Genomic DNA, 19,347 nt, shown 5'->3' with positions numbered 1-19,347 from the left:
CTAAGCCCGTGCGATCCCGCCCACGGGATCCATCGAACCCACAGGGGAAATAGCGTGCTGTCGAAGTTGCTCCGTCTCGGTGAAGGCCGCATGGTCAAGCGCCTCAAGAAGGTGGCCGATTATGTCGACACCTTGTCCGACGACATGGAGAAGCTCTCGGACGCCGAGCTGCGAGGCAAGACCGACGAGTTCAAGAAGCGGATCGCCGACGGCGAGGACCTCGACGACCTGCTGCCCGAGGCGTTCGCGGTGGCCCGTGAGGCGGCGTGGCGGGTGCTGTCCCAGAAGCACTTCGAGGTCCAGATCATGGGCGGCGCGGCGCTGCACTTCGGCAACGTCGCCGAGATGAAGACCGGTGAGGGCAAGACCCTGACCGCGGTGCTGCCGGCCTACCTCAACGCGCTGTCCGGCGAGGGCGTGCACGTGGTGACGGTCAACGACTACCTGGCCAAACGCGACAGCGAGTGGATGGGCCGCGTGCACCGGTTCCTGGGCCTGGAGGTCGGCGTGATCCTTTCGGGCCTGACCCCGGAGGAGCGCAGGACGGCGTACCACGCCGACATCACCTACGGCACCAACAACGAGTTCGGGTTCGACTACCTGCGCGACAACATGGCGCACTCGGTCGAGGACATGGTCCAGCGTGGCCACAACTTCGCGATCGTGGACGAGGTCGACTCGATCCTCATCGACGAGGCCCGTACCCCGCTGATCATCTCGGGTCCCGCCGACGGCGCCTCCAACTGGTACAGCGAGTTCGCCCGACTGGCCCCGATGATGGAGAAGGACACCCACTACGAGGTCGACATCCGCAAGCGCACCATCGGTGTGCACGAGCTGGGCGTGGAGTTCGTCGAGGACCAGCTGGGCATCGAGAACCTCTACGAGGCAGCCAATTCGCCGCTGGTCAGCTACCTGAACAACGCCATCAAGGCCAAGGAGCTGTTCCAGCGCGACAAGGACTACATCGTCCGCGACGGCGAGGTACTCATCGTCGACGAGTTCACCGGCCGTGTGCTGCTGGGACGCCGCTACAACGAGGGCATGCACCAGGCCATCGAGGCCAAGGAGCACGTCGAGATCAAGGCCGAGAACCAGACGCTGGCCACGATCACGCTGCAGAACTACTTCCGGCTCTACGACAAGCTGTCCGGCATGACCGGCACGGCCGAGACCGAGGCCGCCGAGCTGCACGAGATCTACAAGCTGGGTGTTGTGCCGATCCCCACCAACAAGCCGATGGTCCGCGCCGATCAGGGCGATTTGATCTACAAGACCGAGGAAGCCAAGTACATCGCGGTCGTCGACGACGTGTCCGAGCGGTATGAAAAGGGACAGCCGGTGCTGATCGGTACCACCAGCGTCGAGCGCTCCGAGTACCTGTCGCGGCAGTTCACCAAGCGCAAGATTCCGCACAACGTCCTGAACGCGAAGTACCACGAGCAGGAGGCGAACATCATCGCCGAGGCCGGCCGGCTCGGCGCCATCACCGTCGCCACCAACATGGCCGGTCGTGGTACGGACATCGTGCTCGGGGGCAATGCCGACTTCCTGGCCGACAAGCGGCTGCGGGAAAAGGGCCTGGATCCGGTGGAGACCCCGGAGGAGTACGAGGCCGCCTGGGACGACACCCTCACGGCCATCAAGGAAGAGGCCAACAAAGAGGCCGAGAAGGTCACCGAGGCCGGTGGGCTGTATGTGCTGGGCACCGAGCGTCATGAGTCCCGGCGTATCGACAACCAGCTGCGCGGCCGCTCGGGCCGCCAGGGTGACCCGGGCGAGTCCCGGTTCTACCTGTCGCTGGGTGACGAGTTGATGCGACGGTTCAACGGCGCGACGCTGGAGTCGCTGCTGACCAGGCTGAACCTGCCCGACGATGTGCCGATCGAGGCCAAGATGGTGACCCGCGCGATCAAGAGCGCGCAGACCCAGGTCGAGCAGCAGAACTTCGAGGTCCGCAAGAACGTCCTCAAGTACGACGAGGTGATGAACCAGCAGCGCAAGGTCATCTACAAGGAGCGGCGGATGCTCCTGGAGGGCGAGAACCTCCAGGAACAGGCCCACGACATGCTCGTCGATGTGATCACCGCCTACGTCGACGGCGCCACGGCCGAGGGTTACGCCGAGGACTGGGATCTGGCCAAGCTGTGGGAGGCGCTCAAGACGCTGTACCCGGTGGGCATCGACCACCACGATCTGGTCGATTCCGATGCAGTGGGCGAGCCCGGTGAGCTGACCCGTGACGAGTTGCTCGAAGCGCTGGTCGCCGACGCTGACCGCGCCTATGCCGAGCGCGAGAAGCAGCTCGAGGAACTGGCGGGCGAGGGCGCCATGCGCCAGCTGGAGCGCAACGTCCTGCTCAACGTGATCGACCGCAAGTGGCGCGAGCACCTCTACGAGATGGACTACCTCAAGGAGGGCATCGGTCTGCGCGCGATGGCGCAGCGCGATCCGCTGGTCGAGTACCAGCGCGAGGGCTACGACATGTTCGTCGGCATGCTCGACGCGCTGAAGGAGGAGTCGGTCGGATTCCTGTTCAACGTTCAGGTCGAGGCTGTGCCTTCGCAGCCGAGCGCCCAAGTGGCACCTGTGGCCGCGCCCAGCGGGCTGGCCGAGTTCGCTGCGGCCGCGGCGGCGAAGGCCGGTGAGGCCAATGAGGCTGCAGCCGCCGAGGCCGACTCCGGTGCGGTGGCCACCAAGGAGCGCCCGGCACCTGCATTGCGGGCCAAGGGGATCGAGAACGACGCTCCGCCGCTGACCTACACCGGACCGTCCGAGGACGGAACCGCGGAGGTCCAGCGGTCCGGCGGTGGCGGGAAGCATTCCGCGCCCGCCGGTGGTGGCACGCGTCGTGAGCGGCGCGAAGCAGCCCGCAAGCAGGCCAAGACCGGCCGGCCGTCGAAGTCGCACCGCAAGGGTTAACCCAACTGCAGCGCGGTCAGTTGCCAACGGCCACTGCGCAATTCGATACGTCCGGCGATGGCGCGTACGCGCGCCCCGCGGGTGTAGGTGGCGAACAGCTCGGCGGCCTCGGGTGAGGCTGCCGGGCGTAACCCCACCCGTCGCAGGCTGGCGGTGGTGACGTGCCGGGATGCGGTGGAGGCGACGACCGCGTCGAGCAGCAGTTGGCTCATCAGCGATCTCAGCTGGGACGGCGGTCTGCGCCGGTCGACGACCTCAAGGACCCGGCGCAGGGCCATGTCGGCGAATTGTGCCGCACCAGGCTGCAATTGGCGTGCGGGTTCGGGACTCACAAGCCGTAGCCGGCGCGGGCTGTGCCCGTGCAGCACGGTCGGGGTCGGACAAGGGGCGGCGGGCACGTCAGGCGGTGGGCTGCCCAGCGGCAGCGCCGGCGGCTCGCAGTCGATGACGGGCGCGGTCAGCGGCTGCGCAGCGCGTTTCGGGGTGGTCACAGGCAACCTCCAGCGGTCGGCATCACGGACGACATCTGCTGGAGAGGTGCAGACCTACCCATGATCGCATGGGTTCGGCGTGCCGGAAGCACGGATAATCCGGCGCTCGGTTTCTCCGGTTAGCGTGACGAGAGTCGTCGAACCAGGGGGAACAGAATGGTTCAGCCCAGCATCGATTGGCCGGCCGAGCCCCTGCGCTCGCTGGTGTGGACGCTGCAGGCGTGGGTGATCACGTTCGTGGTGTTCCTCGCCGTGGCGGTGCTGATCGCGAGGTTCACCCGGTGGGGACAACAGTTCTGGCGGGTCAACGCACCGTTCTTCACCGGCGCCGGCAGTTGGCGCACCTGGGCGCTGCTGGCGTTCATCCTGTGGCACACCGTGTACGCGGCGCGGGTGGTGGTCATTTTCACCTACCAGTACGCGGACCTGATGAATGCGGTGCAGGCCGGTTCGGAGGCACTGGCCACCCACGACGACGCGAAACTCGATGCCGCGCGACAGGCGTTCATGACGTCGTTTGCGATCAGCGGGATTCTGGTGGCACTCACCGTCATCTACACCGTGGTGGACCTCTTCCTGCGCCGCGTCTTCTCGATCCATTGGCGGGTCTGGCTCAACGCGCGGCTGGTCGACGACTGGATGGCCGGCGATGCGTTCTACCGCAACCGCTTTCTGGATGCGCCGGTGGAAAACCCCGATCAGCGCATCCAGACCGACGTCGAGACCTTCACCACCAAGTCGGTCGACCTGAGCATCGGGGCGGTGAGCAAGTCTTTGTTGATCGTCATGTTCACCGGGGTGCTGTGGCAACTATCGGGGCCATTGCAGTTGGGCGGCTTGGTGGTTCCGCGGGCGATGGTCTTCGTGGCGTTCATCTTCTCGATCACGGTGACGGTCATCGCGTTCTGGATCGGCCGCCCCCTGGTCCGGTTGAACTTTCTCAACGAACGGTTCAGCGCCAGTTTCCGGTACGCGCTGGTGCGGTTGCGTGACAGCGCCGAGCGCGTTGCGTTCTACCGCGGTGGGGAGCGTGAACGGACACTGCTGCACTCCCGGTTCGCCGAGATCATCGCCAACATGTGGCGGATCGTGTTCGCGCAGTTGCGCCTCAACGGCTGGAACCGCGGGGTCGGTGACGTGACGACGGGCATGATCCCCTACATCGTGCAGGCGCCACGGTTTTTCGCCGGGCAGATCACGCTCGGCGGTCTGCTGCAGACCGTTGCGGCGTTCGGAAATGTCTGTGGCGCAATGTCGTTCTTCCGGGACAGCTATGACGAGTTCACCGTCTACCGGGCCGCCCTGATGCGCATCGATCAGATGCTCGCTCACGATCGCCAGGCCCGGGAGCTGCCTCGGATCTCGGTCGCTGCCACCCGCGATTCGCTGGCGCTCACGGAGGTGCAGGTCGACGACCTGCAGGGGCGTCCGCTGATCGCGGATCTGTCGATGGTGCTGAACCCGGGGGACACCGTGGTGGTCAAGGGGCCGTCCGGGTGCGGTAAGACCACCCTGCTGCGCAGTCTGGCCGAGTTGTGGCCGAGGGCCCGGGGACTGGCGGAGTATCCGTCCGGATGGTCGACACTGTTCCTGCCCCAACTGCCGTACCTGCCGCTGGGTGACCTGCGGGCCTCGGTGGTGTACCCGCTGCCGATTGCCGATGTGGGCGATAGCGAACTGCGGGACACCTTGCGGGCGGTGGCCCTCGGGCATCTGACCGAGCGCCTGGACGAGGAGGCCGACTGGGCGTCGGTGCTGTCCCTGGGCGAGCAACAGCGGGTGTCCTTTGCGCGGGTGCTGCTGGTCCGTCCACGGGTGGTGTTCCTCGACGAGTCGACCTCCGCGTTGGACGAGGGACTCGAGGACGCCATGTATGGGCTGGTGCGAGAACGGTTACCCGACTGTGTGGTGGTCAGTGTGGGGCACCGGTCCACCATCGACCGGCATCACCGGTCACGTTTGCAGTTGGAGGGCAGTGGCCGCTGGGAGCTCTCGGTGATCCCGGGATGAACTCTCGGTAGCTCCGGCGTGAAATTGACGGGCGGTAGCACCCGTGATGCGGAGCAGCAGATTCGCCGGTTAACGTGACGGGTTCAAGGGGAGCGAGAAGGGGAGGTTGGCGCCGCATGGTGAACAGGCTGTCGGCGTCCGACGCAGCGTTCTTCCACCTGGAGAACTCCGCTACGCCGATGTATGTGGGGTCCTTGTCGATCCTCCGCAAGCCGCGGGCCGGCTTGAGTTACGAGACTCTCCTGGAGACCGTCGAGCGCCGGCTGCCGCAGATCCCTCGCTACCGGCAGAAGGTGCGTGAGGTGACGCTGGGCCTCGCCCGCCCGGTGTGGGTGGACGACCGGGATTTCGACATCACCTACCACATTCGGCGCTCGGCGCTACCGTCTCCGGGGAGCGACGCGCAGCTGCACGACCTGATCGCCCGGCTCGGCTCGCGGCCGTTGGACCGGACCCGTCCGCTATGGGAGATGTACCTGGTCGAAGGGCTGACCAAGAACCGCATCGCCATCTACACCAAGACGCACCAGGCCTTGGTCAACGGGATGACCGCGCTTGAGATCGGGCACGTCATCGTCGATCGGGCGCAGAAGCCGCCGGAGTTCGGCGAGGACATCTGGATCCCGGCCCGCGAACCCAGCGACCGCCAGTTGATGCTCGGTGCGATCGGGGAGTGGATCACCCGCCCCACCACCCAGCTCGCCGCCTTGCGCGACACGGTGACCGAGGTGGCCACCAGTGCCAGCGAACTGGCGGCGGTGGGCCGTCGGGTGGCCGATGTGGCCCGCACGGTGGCGCGCGGCACGGCCCCGAGCAGTCCGCTCAACACCACGGTCTCGCGCAACCGCAGATTCTCGGTGGACGAGCACCGGCTGGAGGATTACCGGCTGGTGCGCGCCCGCTACAACTGCGACATCAACGACGTCGTCCTGGCGGTGGTGGCCGGCGCGCTGCGCAACTGGCTGCTGTCGCGCGGGGAACCGGTCAACCCGACCACCACGGTCCGGGCGATGGCGCCGATGTCGGTGTACCCGGATGCCGAGCTGGACTCCACGGGACCGGGCCAGGCCATCAGCGAGGTATCGCCGTTCCTGGTCGACCTCCCGGTCGGCGAGGGCAATGCGGTGGTACGGCTGTCGCAGATCGCCCACGCCACCGAATCGCATTCCACCGCCGCCAGCCTGGTCGATGCGCGCACCATCGTCACCCTGTCCGGGTTCGCGCCGCCGACCTTGCACGCCATGGGCATTCGGGTGGCGACAGGTTTCTCGGCTCGGCTGTTCAACCTGCTGATCACCAATGTGCCCGGGGCTCAGAAGCAGATGTATGTCGCGGGCACCAAGCTGCTGGAGACCTACGCGGTGCCGCCGCTGCTGCAGAACCAGGTGCTGGCCATCGGGGTCACGTCGTACAACGGCATGCTGTACTTCGGGATCAACGCCGACCGGGACGCGATGAGCGACGTCGACGTCTTGCCGAGCCTGTTCCGCGAATCCCTCGAAGAGTTGCTGGAGGCAGCAAGATAATCGTGGCGAAGCGCGTGGGCTGTTTGACCTGAGCTGCAATTCGCGGTCTGATGAATTGATCATGCCAGCTGAGATACGAAACAGTAGACCCGACAAGAACACGCACGAAGCCAAGAGATCAGTCGTCAAGAAGACCGAAGATGCGCTCAAGTCGGTTGCCGAGGTGGTGCCCCACCACCCGGTACTCGACGTCCCGGTAGAGCAGAAGGCCTACACCCGCCGTGCCGGCGTGGACTGGGTGGTTTTCGGGGTCACCGCCGTCATCGCGCTCGCATTCCTGGTCTGGGGATTCGTCAGCACGGATTCGCTTGCCAGCGCCTCGAAGAACGCCCTCGGCTGGGTGATGGCCGATGTCGGTTGGCTGTTCGTCCTGACCGCGTCCGGGTTCGTGATCTTCGTGATCTGGTTGGCGATGAGTCGCTACGGCAACATTCCGCTGGGCCGTGACGACGACGAGCCGGAGTTTCGCACCGTGTCCTGGGTGGCGATGATGTTCAGCGCCGGCATGGGTATCGGTCTGATGTTCTTCGGGGTGTCCGAGCCGCTGTCGCATTTCGACTCCCCGCCGCCGGGGACCGGCGGCCCGGGCAATCCCCGGGCAGCCGAGACCGCGATGGCGACCACGATGTTCCACTGGACGTTGCATCCGTGGGCGATCTACGCCGTCGTCGGCCTGACCATCGCCTACGGCGTCTACCGCAAGGGCCGGTTGCAGCTGGTGTCGGCAGCATTCGAGCCGCTGCTGGGCAAACACGCCAACGGGCCGTGGGGCAAGGTGATCGACATGCTGGCGATCTTCGCCACGCTGTTCGGATCGGCCGCCTCGCTGGGGCTCGGTGCGCTACAGATCCGCAGCGGGTTGCACATCGTCGCCGGGATCGGCGAAACCGGTAACGCCATCCTGGTCGGCATCATCGCGATCCTCACCGTGGCGTTCGTGCTGTCGGCGGTGTCCGGTGTCGCCCGTGGCATTCAATGGCTGTCGAACATCAACATGGTGCTGGCAGTCGGGATAGCCCTGTTCATCTTCCTGGTCGGCCCGACGATGTTCATGTTGAACATGATCCCGACCTCCATCGGCAGCTATGTGGATCAGCTGGCGCAGATGGCTGCCCGGACCGGCGCCGAAGGTGAAGCGGTCAGCACCTGGCTGCAGAAGTGGACGATCTTCTACTGGGCGTGGTGGATCTCGTGGACTCCGTTCGTCGGCATGTTCATCGCCCGGATCTCCCGCGGCCGCACCATCCGGCAGTTCGTGACCGGGGTCCTGTTGGTACCGAGCGTGGTGTCGGTGGTGTGGTTCTGCGTGTTCGGCGGTGCGGCGATCTTCGAGCAGGAGAACGGCGTGGATCTGGCCGGAATGGGCAGCCAGGAGCGGCAGCTGTTCAGCCTGCTCGGTGAATATCCGATCGCGACGGTCACCAGTGTCGTGGTGATGGTGCTGGTCGCCATCTTCTTCGTGTCGGGCGCCGACGCCGCGTCGATCGTGATGGGTTCGCTGTCCGAGCGGGGCACCATCAAACCCACCCGCCCGACGGTCATCTTCTGGGGTGTCGCCACCGGCGCGGTGGCGGCGGTGATGCTGCTGGTCGGCGGGGCCGACGCCCTGAACGGTCTGCAGTCGATCACCATCATCGTCGCGGTCCCGTTCGTCCTGGTGATGATCGGTCTCGCGGTGGCGCTGGTGCGAGACCTCCGCCAGGACCCACTGGTGGTGCGCCGCGAGTACGCGCTGGAGGCGGTCAACGATGCGGTGGTCTCCGGTGTCACCCAGCACGGCGACGATTTCGTGATTTCGGTGGAGAAAGACCCGCAAGCCGACGACCGCAGAGACGCCGTCGACGATTAACCTCGCGGTGTGCGCGTCTACATCCCGACGACCCTGGTCGCCCTGCAGAAGCTCGTCGCCGACCGTCACCTGCTCGTCGTGAACGGGACCGCCTTCGCGGTCACCCCGACGTTGCGGGAGGCCTATGCCGAGGGCGACGACGACGAACTCGCCGAGGTGGCCTTGCGTGAGGCCGCGCTGGCCTCGCTGCGGTTGCTGGCCGGCGGCCCGTCCGATTCGGGCCTGCCGCCGCGGCGGGCGGTCGTGGTGGCCCACCCCGGGGCGGACGTGGAGGTCACGATTCGCCCTGATCTCGATGACGCCGTGGTGCGGCTGTCCGGGCCGTTGCCGATCGATGCCGTGGTCGCGGTGTACGTCGACAATGCCGATGCGGAGTCGGCGGTGCTGGCCGCGGTCGATGTCATCGACGAGGCGGACATGGGCGACGAGGACGCCGAACTCACGGTGGGAGACGCCCAAGATCACGACCTGGCGTGGTACGCCCCGCAGGAATTGCCGTTCCTGCTCGAACTGCTCTGATCGACGAGACGGGGATTTTGATGCGCGGATTCGGGCTGTTGGCGGTGCTGGCCGTGGTCTTGGCGAGTGCGGCGTGTTCGACCGGCGGGGGTGACGCCCCGTCGGCAGGCCCGAACGAGTCGGCGGCCCCGACGGAGTCCCGGCAGCCTCCGGTGCCGCCGGCCACAGGCGCCGAGGTGGCCACGACGGACTTCCGGAACGTGAAAATCTTTGACGGCCATAGTGATCGGCTGTCGGCGCCGTCGAATGTGCGGGTGAAAGGCAACCGGATCGAACGGATCTCCACCGAGGAGCTCCCGGCTGATCCGGCCGCCACGGTGATCGACGGCGGCGGGCGCACGTTGATGCCCGGCCTGATCGACAACCACTGGCACACGATGCTCGTGCGGCCGCCGGTGACACAGCTGACGACCTTGGATCCGGGGTACCTCAACCTGTTGGCCGGCGCCGAGGCCGGCGACACCTTGATGCGTGGATTCACCACGGTGCGTGATCTCGGTGGCCCGAGCTTCGGGCTGAAGAAGGCCATCGACGAAGGTGTCATCGACGGACCGCGCATCTTCCCGTCGGGCGCGATCATCACCGTCACCAGCGGCCATGGTGACTTCCGTACGTCCGCGGACCTACCGCGCAATCCCGGCGACCCGCAGTCCCGTCAGGAGGAACTCGGCGCCGCCATGGTGGCCGACAGTCCCGACGAGGTGCGGATGCGTGCCCGCGAGCAGCTGTTCCAGGGTGCCTCGCAGATCAAGCTCACCGCCGGGGGCGGGGTGTCGTCCCCGCACAGCCCGCTCGACGTCACCACCTTCACCGAACCCGAACTTCGGGCGGCCACCGAGGCGGCCGGCAACTGGGGCACCTATGTCGCCGTACACGCCTACACCCCGCAGACCATCCAGCAGGCGATCCGCGCCGGCGTCACGTGCATCGAACACGCCCACCTGATGGATGAGGCGACGGCAAAAGAGATGGCGGACAAGAACATCTGGCTGAGCACGCAGCCCATCCCGGCCGAGATGATCGGTGCGTTTCCGCCGGGCTCCGACGAGGCGGCCAAGGCCAAGGAGATCGTCGACGGCGTCGGCAACGTCTATCAGTTGGCCCGCAAGTACAAGCTCAAGACGGCCTTCGGCACCGACATCCTGTTCTCGCCGCAGCTGGTGCCGAAACAGGGCGCGCTGTTGGCCGGGCTCGGCAAGTGGTTCTCGCCCGCCGAGACGTTGACGATGGCCACCGGAACCAACGCCGAACTGCTGGCGTTGTCAGGCAAGCGCAGTCCGTACGCGGGAAAGCTGGGCGTGGTGCAGGAGGGTGCGCTGGCTGATCTCCTGCTGGTCGACGGTGACCCGCTGGCTCAGTTGGACCTGGTTGCCGACCCGGAACGGAATTTCAAAGTGATCATGAAGGACGGGAAAACGTACAAGAACACTTTGGCGTCCTGACCTGTGAGAGCGGACGTACGACTAGCTACGGGGCAGTAACCTACGGTACCGTAGGTTCATGGCCAAGAACTCGATCAAGGTCTCGGCCAATGTGGCCGACACGGTTCGCCCTACCGTTGCCGGCGCCGAGCACCGTCCCGCGTGGAACGCGCTTCGCCGCATCGTGGGTCAGGTGACCACGCCGTTGCTGCCCGACGATTACCTCAAGCTGGCCAACCCGTTGTGGTCGGCGCGGGAGTTGCGCGGGCGGGTGGTCGAGGTGCGCCGCGAAACCGCCGACTCGGCGACTCTGGTGATCAAGCCGGGCTGGGGTTTCTCGTTCGACTATGAGCCCGGTCAGTACATCGGCATCGGTGTGCTGATCGACGGGCGCTGGCGTTGGCGGTCGTATTCGCTGACCTCGACGCCGGAGAAATCCGCGCGCACCATCGCGATCACCGTCAAGGCGATGCCGGAGGGGTTCCTGTCGACTCACCTGGTCGACGGGCTGCGTCCGGGAACCGTGGTGCGGCTGGCCGCGCCGCAGGGCAACTTCGTCATGCCGCAACCGGCGCCGGCAACGGTCCTGTTCGTGACGGCGGGCTCGGGCATCACTCCGGTGATGTCGATGCTGCGCACCCTGGTGCGACGGGGCCAGATCACCGACATCGTGCACGTGCATTCCGCGCCAACCGAATCCGATGTGATGTTCGGCCAGGAGTTGGCAGAGTTGCACGATGCGCATCCCGGCTACCGGCTGTTGTTGCGCAGCACCCGGACCGAAGGCAGGCTTGATCTGGCGCAACTCGGTGAGTTGGTTCCCGATTGGCGTGAGCGTCAAGCGTGGGCGTGCGGGCCCGAAGGCATGCTCAACGACGCCGAACAGGTGTGGGAGGCCGCCGGCATCGCCGAGCACCTGCACCTGGAACGGTTCGCGGTGTCGCGCGCGGCTCCGCACGGCGCCGGGGGCACGGTGACGTTCGAGCGCAGCGGCAAGGAGGTCACGATCGACGGCGCGACGCCGTTGATGGACGCGGGGGAGCAGGTCGGGATCCAGATGCCGTTCGGCTGTCGGATGGGGATCTGCCAGTCCTGTGTGGTGGGCCTGGTCGAAGGACATGTCCGCGATCTACGCACCGGCGTCGAGCACGACCCGGGCACCAGGATCCAGACGTGTGTTTCCGCCGCTTCCGGCGACTGCGTCCTGGATGTCTAAGATTTACTGGCTAGTAACCTACGGGGTCGTAGGTTACGCTACCGTAGGTAATTGAGAGGAGGCTGACGATGGCAGTAACCGACGTTCCCGCATTCGCGCATCTGACCGATGCCGACATCGAGAATCTGGGCATCGAACTCGACGCGATCCGACAAGACATCGAAGACTCCCGTGGTGAGCGGGACGCCCGCTACATCCGCCGCACCATCGCGGCGCAACGTGCGCTCGACGTCGCCGGCCGCGTCATGCTCGCGGCGAGCTCGAAGCGTTCCGCCTGGTGGGCGGGCACCATCACCCTGGGCGTGGCCAAGATCATCGAGAACATGGAGATCGGCCACAACACCATGCACGGCCAGTGGGACTGGATGAACGATCCCGAGATTCACTCCTCCTCGTGGGAGTGGGACATGAGCGGGGCGTCCAAGCACTGGCGGTTCACCCACAACTTCATGCATCACAAGTACACGAACATCCTCGGCATGGACGACGACGTGGGCTACGGCGTCATCCGCGTGACCCGGGATGCCAAGTGGAAGCCGTTCAACCTCTACGGCAACCTGCTCTTCAACACCCTTCTCGCGATCGGCTTCGAGTGGGGCGTCGGGTTGCAGCACCTGGAGCTCGGCAAGATCTTCAAGGGTCGCGACAATCGCAACGCGACGCTCGTCCGGGTACGTGAGTTCGGCGTCAAGGCCGGCCACCAGCTGGCCAAGGACTACGTGGTCTGGCCCGCGCTCACGTCGTTGTCGCCCGGCGCCACCTTCAAGTCCACCTTGAAGGCCAATGCGGTGGCCAACGTCATCCGCAACGTCTGGGCCAACGCGGTGATCTTCTGCGGCCACTTCCCCGATGGCGCAGAGAAATTCACCAAGACCGACATGGTCGGTGAAAGCCGCGGCCAGTGGTACCTGCGCCAGATGCTGGGTAGCGCCAACTTCAACTCAGGTCCGGTGCTGGCCTTCATGAGCGGCAATCTGAGCTACCAGATCGAGCACCACCTGTTCCCGGATCTGCCGAGCAATCGGTACGCCGAGATCGCGGTCCGGGTACGGGCGCTGTGCGACAAGTACGACCTGCCCTACACCACGGGACCGTTCCTGGTGCAGTACGGCAAGACCTGGCGCACGATCGCCAAATTGTCGCTGCCGGACCGGTTCCTGAAGGACACGGCCGACAATGCCCCGGAAACGCGCAGTGAGCGGATGTTCACCGAGCTCGACGGGTACGGCGTTACCGATCCGACGACGGGACGTCGTCGTGGTCTGAAGACGGCCATCGCGACCGTGCGGGGCTGGCGCCGCCGCTGAGCTGGTCGAATGTGAAGAAGGTGTCGAGACATCGCTGATTTCTCGACACCTTCTTCACGTTGCGCTCGAATTCCAAGCAATTGCCCGACGCACTCCCAGGGTCCTCGCAGTCGTCGTTCATATTCTGCGTTCGTGAGGAAGCTACTTGCGGCTGCCATGGTGCTGGGCGCCTCGGCCGTTCCGGTGGGTGCACTGGCCACCGGTATCGCCGCGGCCGACGACTACGCCGGGCAGAAATACTCCGACGTGCAGTCCGAGCTGTCCGATGCCGGGATGAAGGGTGTCGTTGCGACCCGTTCGGGTGATTCCGAGGCCGACGACGACTGCGTGGTGGCGAGCTCGGAGAAGGCATCCTGGCACAAGGGCGACAACTTCGCGCCCGTCACCGACACCGTGCTGCTCAACCTGAACTGCAACGCCGGGGTGGCCTCGGCCAAGACGCCGGGCAACTCGGCGGCGAGCCCGGAGGGGCGCGCCGCCATCGCGGCGGCCAAGCAGCAGGCCGAGCAGGAACAGCAGCAGGCTGCGGCCGACCAGGCCAAGACCAAGCACTGACCCGTTACATGTTGAGTTCCCAGACCTTCGGCCAGTCCTTGCTCCGGAAGGCGGCGTCGATACCGCCATCGACGAAGATGACCGACCCGACGAAGTAACCCGAATCGGGACCCAGTAGGAACGCCACCAGCGCAGCCACCTCTTCGGGCCGCCCGCCGCGCCCCGCTGGGATCGTCTTGAGGAACTGCTCCATTCCCGCACCGGTCAGCGGATCCTTGCGGCCCTCCTGGGTCATCGGAGTGTCGATGAGCCCCGGTGCGATCGCGTTGAGCCGGATGCCGTCGGCGATGTACTCCGCGGACTTGGTGCGGGCGTAGTAGGCCAGGGCGGCCTTGGTCGCCGGGTAGGCCTGGAGGGCCGCGAAATCGCCGTAGGTGGAGGCGACGGTATTGGCGCCCGTCTCATCACCGGCAAGGCAGGCTTCGGCCAGCTCCACCGGCCAATTGGGTTGAGTGGTCGTCGAATTCGAACTGATCAGCACCACCGACGCGTTCTCCCGGCCGGCCAGCAGTGGACGCAGACCTTCCAGCAGCTCGATGGCGCCGAAGTAGTTGACGGCGATGAGCAGGTCCGCCGGACGGCCGGTTGCGGCGGCCAGACCGGCGAACGGGACGAAACCGTCGATGCCGCCGTCGGCCAGCTCGGTGACCTTGACGATCGCCTCCGCACGTCCGTCCGGGGTGCTCAAGTCCACGTTCACGTCGGCCCCGCGCAGGTCGACGCCGATCACCCGATGCCCGTCGGATTCCAGCCGTTTCTTGGTTGCCGCCCCAAGCCCAGAGGCGCTGCCGGTGAGAACGTAAGTAGCCACGTTCAGCGACCATAGTCGCCGAGACGTCGGGGCAGGTCAGGCTTCCCGCAGAGCGGTCAACAGGTGACGGGTCGCCGCGACGCGGCCCGCCGCCGGCCCGGTCAGGGTGTCCAGCGCACATTCGGGATCGGCGGGTGGGCCCATATGGCCGCAGCCGCGCGGGCAGTCCTCGATGGTGTCGGCCAGATCCGAGAACGCCCTGATCACGTCGTCCGGTTGAATGTGTGCCAGCCCGAACGACCTGATGCCGGGAGTGTCGATCACCCAGCCCTGGCCGTCGAGCGGGAGCGCCACCGACTGGGTGGAGGTGTGCTTGCCCTTGCCCACTCCGGAGACTTCGCCCGTGGCCCGATCCGCCTCCGGGACAAGGCGATTCACCAGCGTCGACTTGCCCACCCCGGAATGCCCGAGGAACACGGTGACTTGATCGGTCAGCAGCGGTGCGACCGCATCGAGTGGATCCTCGCGGCCCGCCGTGACGATGGTCAGGTCCAGATCCGCGAACTGCGCGGCGAACGGCTCTGGGGCGGCCAGATCGGATTTCGTCAGGCACAGCACTGGTCTCAGCCCGCCGGCGTAGGCGGCGATCAGTGCGCGTTCGACGAAACCGGTGCGCGGCGGTGGGTCGGCCAGGGCCACCACGATCAACAGCTGGTCGGCGTTGGCGACCACCACCCGTTCCGTCGGATCGGTGTCATCGGCGGTGCGGCGCAACACTGTTCGGCGCTCACCACGGCGGACGATCCGGGCCAGGGTGTCCGGGCGGCCGGACAGGTCGCCGACGATGTCGACGTCGTCGCCGACCACGATTGGGGTGCGGCCCAGTTCACGGGCCCGCATCGCGACCACGCGGTGATGCGGATCGCGATCCAGTGCGCAGCCCCAGCGGCCGCGGTCAACGGTGACCACCATCGCGGACTGGGCATCGGCGTGGTCGGGGCGGATCTTGGTGCGCGGACGGGTACCCCGGCCCGGCCTGATCCGGACATCGGATTCGTCGTAATCCCGCGCTCCCAAGGTGGTTTACTTCCCCTTTTTGTGCGGGCCAGTCGACGGGTCGCCCGCCAGCATCTGCTCCCACATGAGCGGGAAGTCGGGCAGGGTCTTGGCGGTGGTCTCGATGTTCTCCACCGCCACACCGGCTACCCGCAGGCCGATGATCGCCCCTGCGGTGGCCATCCGGTGGTCGGCGTAGGAGCGCCAGGTCCCGCCGTGCAGCGGCCGCGCGGTGATGAGCAGGCCGTCCTCGGTCTCGGAGCAGTCGCCGCCGAGTCCGTTGATCTCGGTGGTCAGTGCGGCCAGCCGGTCGGTCTCATGTCCGCGCAGGTGCGCGATACCCCGTAGCCGCGACGTCGAGCCGTCAGCGGCCAATGCGGCCAGCGCGGCCACCGTGGGAGCGAGCTCGCCGACGTCGTGCAGGTCGGCGTCAAACCCGCCATATCCTTCGGCGCCACTGACCTCCAAGTGGGTATCACGTTGGTGGACAGTCGCATTCACCTTCGTCAGCAGGTCGAGGATGGTGTCGGCGGGTTGGATGCTGGCCGACGGCCAACCGGCGATCCGCACTGTTCCGCCGGTGACGATCGCAGCGGCCAGAAAGGGCGTGGAGTTCGACAGATCCGGTTCGATGTGCCAGGCCCGCGCGGCGACCGGCCCGGGGGAGACCCGCCAGCGGTTGGGAACCGAGTCATCGACCTGCACCCCGGCGTCGCGCAGCATCGCCACCGTCATCGCGACGTGCGGAGCCGACGGCACCGAGGTTCCGGTGTGCACGATGGTGAGGCCGTCGGTGAAGGTCGCACCCGACAACAACAGCCCGGAGACGAACTGCGAGGAACCCGACGCGTCGATCTCGACGGTGCCGCCGGCCACGGCGCCCCGGCCGAGTACCGCGAACGGCAGACTGTCGCCGTCCACCTCGACTCCGAGCCCACGTAGCCCGTTGAGCAGCGGGGAGATCGGCCGGGACCTGGCCTGCTCGTCGCCGTCGAAGGTGACCGAGGCGGTGCCCAACGCGGCGACCGGGGGCACGAACCGCAGCACGGTGCCGGCCAGTCCGCAGTCGACGCGCGCATCCGGGGCCGGCGCGATGCGGCCGCTGACGGTCAGCTCGGTGTCGTCGTGGTCGGCTGCCGTGACGCTGACGCCGAGGGTGCGGATCGCGTCGATCATCAGGTCGGTGTCGCGGCTGCGCAGTGCGCCGCTGACAGTGGAGGGCCCCTGCGCGGTGGCCAGCGCGGCCAGTACGAGTGCACGGTTGGTCAGAGACTTCGAACCCGGCACCGTGACGGTGGCGTCAACCGGCACCGTCGTCGACGGGGCCTGCCAGTGTTCTGTTTGCTCCTCACGTGCACTCACGCACTACATCCTGCCTTGTCCGCGGACTCTGCAACCATGGGCACTATGTGTGGACGTTTCGCGGTGACCACCGATCCGGCGCTGCTGGCGCAGAAGATCCAGGCGATTGATGAAAGCACGTCGAGCTCCGGGGACAAGGGCGACAAGGACGTCGCGGGTGCGAATTACAGTGCCGGTCCCAACTACAACGTGGCTCCGACGACGACCATCTCCAGCGTCGTCAAACGGCACACCGAGCCCGAGGACGAATCGACCCGCCGGATCCGGTCCATGCGCTGGGGGCTGATCCCGCCGTGGGTGAAGACGGCCGAGGGTGGCGGCCCCGACACCAAGGGGCCGCTGCTGATCAACGCGCGCGCGGAGAAGGTCACCACATCACCGGCATTCCGCAACTCCGCCAAGAGCAAGCGGTGTCTGATCCCGATGGACGGTTGGTACGAGTGGAAGCCGAACGCGGACACGGCCGGCAAAAAAGCAGCCAAGACGCCGTTCTACATGTACGGTGCCGACGGCGAGCTGCTGTTCATGGCGGGGCTGTGGACGACGTGGCGTCCGCAGGGCGCACCAAAGGACGCGCCGCCCCTACTCAGTTGCACGATCATCACCACCGACTCCGCCGGCCCGCTCGCCGAGATCCATGACCGGATGCCGCTGACCATCAGCGCGCCCGACTGGGACCGCTGGATGGATCCCGACGCCCCCATCGATGAGGGCCTGCTGCGTGGTCACGGGGATCTCGACCGGATCGCCGTCCGTGAGGTGTCACGACTGGTCAACAGTGTCCGCAACAACGGCCCCGAGCTCATCGAGCCGGCCGAGCCCGAAGAGATGGGGTTGTTTTGAGCAGCGTCGATGCCGGTGTGGTCGACCCTGCCCTGGTCGATGCGATCGGTGCCGACCTGCGATCGGCCGGATTCACCACCGACGGAGTGGCCGAGCTGCTCGGCGCCGACGCCAACGCCGCGCTGGGCCGGGGCGTGTGGTGGCCGGTCCTACGGGTTACCCATGCCGCCCCGGCAGACCGGCAACGACTGGCCGTGCTGGTGCGTCTGCTGCTGCTCGGAACCGAGGAGGCACGCGACCTGGTCGAGGCGGCATTCCCGTCGACCAGCCTGGAGACCATGGCTGCCAACGGGGTCCTGGAGTTCACCGGCGACAAGGTTCGGGCCGCCCTCGACATTCGCCCGCACAGCGACGGAGCCCGCGATTTTTACGTCGTGTCCGATCAGGACGCCGCGGTGCGCCGGGGGCCGTTGCGACACGACCATGTGCTCGGGATCGGCGGGGCGTCGGTGTCTTTGGCGCGGGCGGTCACGCGAAACCCGGTGCGCCGCGCCCTTGACCTAGGAACCGGATGCGGTATCCAGGCGCTGCATCTGGACGCACACTGCGACGAGATCGTCGCGACCGACACCAACGAGCGGGCGCTGGCACTGGCAGCGATGACTGCGCGGCTGAACGGCATGTCGTGGGATCTGCGTCAGGGCAGCCTCTTCGAACCGGTGGCAGGAGAGCGATTCGATCTGATCGTCTCCAATCCACCGTTCGTGGTGGGTTCGGGTGCCCGCGATTACATCTACCGCGATTCGGGTGTGGCCGGAGATGCCTTGTGCCAGAGCCTGATCGAGCAGATCGGTGATCATCTTTCCCCGGGTGGCACCGCCCACATCATGGCGAACTGGATTGTGCGCGAGGGTAAAGAAGGCGAGACCTGGCGCCAACGTGTTTCTGGTTGGCTGGCCGGCACCGGCCTGCACGCCTGGGTGGTACAGCGCGAGCTGGCCGACCCGGTCAGCTATGTCTCGTTGTGGCTGGCCGACGCCGGAGAAGACCTCGATCGACAGGCGCAGCGCGGTGGTGAATGGCTCGACTGGTTCACCGAACAGGGGATCACCGGCGTCGGGATGGGCATGATCTCGCTGCGGGTCCCGCGGGACGGGGAACTGCCCGAGCAGATCCTCGAGGAGATCACCGGCGCCGACGAGGCGGTCACCGGAGCCGAGGTGGACGCGTTCTTCGCCCGGCGGGCATTCCTGCGCGACACCTCCGACGACATGCTGCTCGCAGCCCGGCTCTCCACGGCGCCGGTATTCCTGGAGGCGCAGGCGCTGCCCGGGCCGGATGGCTGGCAGGAGGTGGGCGCCGCAGTGCGCCGCCCGGGCGGCCCGGCCGCCGTCATCGGGGTCGACGAGGTGATGCGAGCGCTTTTGGCGGGCTGCCGCGGCGAGGTGCCCTTGGGTGCCTTGATCCAGCTGCTGGCCACGCATCACGGCGTGGATGCCGACGCGCTGGCGCAGGCCGCGCTGCCGGAGGTGCGGGAGGCGATCGGCTGCGGAATCCTCTACCAGGCAGAATGACAGCT

Annotated in this window: 15 protein-coding genes; 11 read left to right on the top strand and 4 right to left on the bottom strand. The window is 66.7% G+C overall.

All coding sequences use genetic code 11. The annotated features are described in order from the left end of the window. The first annotated feature begins 54 nt into the window (after window positions 1-54). Window positions 55-2,922: a preprotein translocase subunit SecA gene (gene secA / locus AC4ELH_RS14555; protein ID WP_064886424.1), complete on the top strand. Its 2,868-nt coding sequence runs from the start codon at window positions 55-57 to the stop codon at window positions 2,920-2,922. Here the strand turns inward: secA and AC4ELH_RS14550 are convergent. Further along, entirely contained in the window at window positions 2,919-3,413 is a 495-nt protein-coding gene (locus AC4ELH_RS14550; RefSeq protein WP_498885110.1) for an Rv3235 family protein, read from the bottom strand. The genes secA and AC4ELH_RS14550 overlap by 4 nt on opposite strands. Window positions 3,414-3,569: 156 nt before the next feature. Here AC4ELH_RS14550 and AC4ELH_RS14545 point away from each other — a divergent pair, with 156 nt between their 5' ends. The 8 genes from AC4ELH_RS14545 (at window position 3,570) to AC4ELH_RS14510 (ending at window position 13,816) form a co-directional block, all read left to right on the top strand. Continuing rightward, entirely contained in the window at window positions 3,570-5,423 is a 1,854-nt protein-coding gene (locus AC4ELH_RS14545) for an ABC transporter ATP-binding protein/permease (protein WP_498885108.1), read from the top strand. A gap of 116 nt (window positions 5,424-5,539) precedes the next feature. After that, window positions 5,540-6,949, top strand: a complete 1,410-nt coding sequence (locus tag AC4ELH_RS14540; protein WP_064886421.1) for a WS/DGAT/MGAT family O-acyltransferase — start codon at window positions 5,540-5,542, stop codon at window positions 6,947-6,949. Window positions 6,950-7,010: 61 nt separating this feature from the next. Beyond that, complete coding sequence (locus AC4ELH_RS14535) at window positions 7,011-8,798, top strand: BCCT family transporter (protein WP_498885106.1); 1,788 nt, start codon at window positions 7,011-7,013, stop codon at window positions 8,796-8,798. A gap of 9 nt (window positions 8,799-8,807) precedes the next feature. Next, the gene (locus tag AC4ELH_RS14530) at window positions 8,808-9,317 is read left to right on the top strand and encodes a DUF6912 family protein (protein WP_498885105.1); all 510 of its coding nucleotides are present in this window, start codon (window positions 8,808-8,810) and stop codon (window positions 9,315-9,317) included. A gap of 20 nt (window positions 9,318-9,337) precedes the next feature. Beyond that, complete coding sequence (locus tag AC4ELH_RS14525) at window positions 9,338-10,759, top strand: metal-dependent hydrolase family protein (protein WP_498885104.1); 1,422 nt, start codon at window positions 9,338-9,340, stop codon at window positions 10,757-10,759. 58 nt (window positions 10,760-10,817) lie between these two features. Beyond that, a complete protein-coding gene (locus AC4ELH_RS14520) occupies window positions 10,818-11,954 on the top strand; it encodes a ferredoxin reductase (protein ID WP_498885102.1) in 1,137 nt (378 codons plus the stop codon). Between the two features lie 68 nt (window positions 11,955-12,022). After that, window positions 12,023-13,261: a fatty acid desaturase family protein gene (locus AC4ELH_RS14515; protein WP_064886417.1), complete on the top strand. Its 1,239-nt coding sequence runs from the start codon at window positions 12,023-12,025 to the stop codon at window positions 13,259-13,261. A 156-nt stretch (window positions 13,262-13,417) separates the two neighbouring features. Further along, the gene (locus tag AC4ELH_RS14510; RefSeq protein ID WP_174554268.1) at window positions 13,418-13,816 is read left to right on the top strand and encodes a hypothetical protein; all 399 of its coding nucleotides are present in this window, start codon (window positions 13,418-13,420) and stop codon (window positions 13,814-13,816) included. Between the two features lie 4 nt (window positions 13,817-13,820). On the opposite strand, the gene AC4ELH_RS14505 is transcribed toward AC4ELH_RS14510, so the two are convergent. Genes AC4ELH_RS14505 through aroA form a run of 3 tightly spaced genes read right to left on the bottom strand, consistent with a single transcriptional unit; the run spans window position 13,821 to window position 16,985 of the window. After that, a complete protein-coding gene (locus AC4ELH_RS14505) occupies window positions 13,821-14,627 on the bottom strand; it encodes an SDR family oxidoreductase (RefSeq protein WP_498885100.1) in 807 nt (268 codons plus the stop codon). Between the two features lie 36 nt (window positions 14,628-14,663). Continuing rightward, a complete protein-coding gene (gene rsgA, locus AC4ELH_RS14500) occupies window positions 14,664-15,644 on the bottom strand; it encodes a ribosome small subunit-dependent GTPase A (protein WP_498885098.1) in 981 nt (326 codons plus the stop codon). A 6-nt stretch (window positions 15,645-15,650) separates the two neighbouring features. Beyond that, complete coding sequence (aroA, locus tag AC4ELH_RS14495) at window positions 15,651-16,985, bottom strand: 3-phosphoshikimate 1-carboxyvinyltransferase (protein WP_498885096.1); 1,335 nt, start codon at window positions 16,983-16,985, stop codon at window positions 15,651-15,653. A gap of 45 nt (window positions 16,986-17,030) precedes the next feature. Here aroA and AC4ELH_RS14490 point away from each other — a divergent pair, with 45 nt between their 5' ends. Continuing rightward, the gene (locus AC4ELH_RS14490) at window positions 17,031-17,828 is read left to right on the top strand and encodes an SOS response-associated peptidase (protein ID WP_217267089.1); all 798 of its coding nucleotides are present in this window, start codon (window positions 17,031-17,033) and stop codon (window positions 17,826-17,828) included. Next, a complete protein-coding gene (locus AC4ELH_RS14485; RefSeq protein ID WP_498885094.1) occupies window positions 17,825-19,342 on the top strand; it encodes a DUF7782 domain-containing protein in 1,518 nt (505 codons plus the stop codon). The genes AC4ELH_RS14490 and AC4ELH_RS14485 overlap by 4 nt, the downstream gene beginning before the upstream one ends. Window positions 19,343-19,347 lie beyond the last annotated feature (5 nt).

The organism is Mycobacterium shunyiense (assembly GCF_058270075.1).
This window is presented reverse-complemented; position numbering and strand designations above follow the sequence as displayed.

Coding starts and splice junctions, on each gene's coding strand:
- AC4ELH_RS14515 (WP_064886417.1), top strand. CDS start 12,023: ATGGCAGTAACCGACGTTCCCGCATTCGCGCATCTGACCGATGCCGAC.
- AC4ELH_RS14545 (WP_498885108.1), top strand. CDS start 3,570: ATGGTTCAGCCCAGCATCGATTGGCCGGCCGAGCCCCTGCGCTCGCTG.
- AC4ELH_RS14520 (WP_498885102.1), top strand. CDS start 10,818: ATGGCCAAGAACTCGATCAAGGTCTCGGCCAATGTGGCCGACACGGTT.
- AC4ELH_RS14510 (WP_174554268.1), top strand. CDS start 13,418: ATGGTGCTGGGCGCCTCGGCCGTTCCGGTGGGTGCACTGGCCACCGGT.
- AC4ELH_RS14540 (WP_064886421.1), top strand. CDS start 5,540: ATGGTGAACAGGCTGTCGGCGTCCGACGCAGCGTTCTTCCACCTGGAG.
- AC4ELH_RS14525 (WP_498885104.1), top strand. CDS start 9,338: ATGCGCGGATTCGGGCTGTTGGCGGTGCTGGCCGTGGTCTTGGCGAGT.
- AC4ELH_RS14490 (WP_217267089.1), top strand. CDS start 17,031: ATGTGTGGACGTTTCGCGGTGACCACCGATCCGGCGCTGCTGGCGCAG.
- AC4ELH_RS14535 (WP_498885106.1), top strand. CDS start 7,011: ATGCCAGCTGAGATACGAAACAGTAGACCCGACAAGAACACGCACGAA.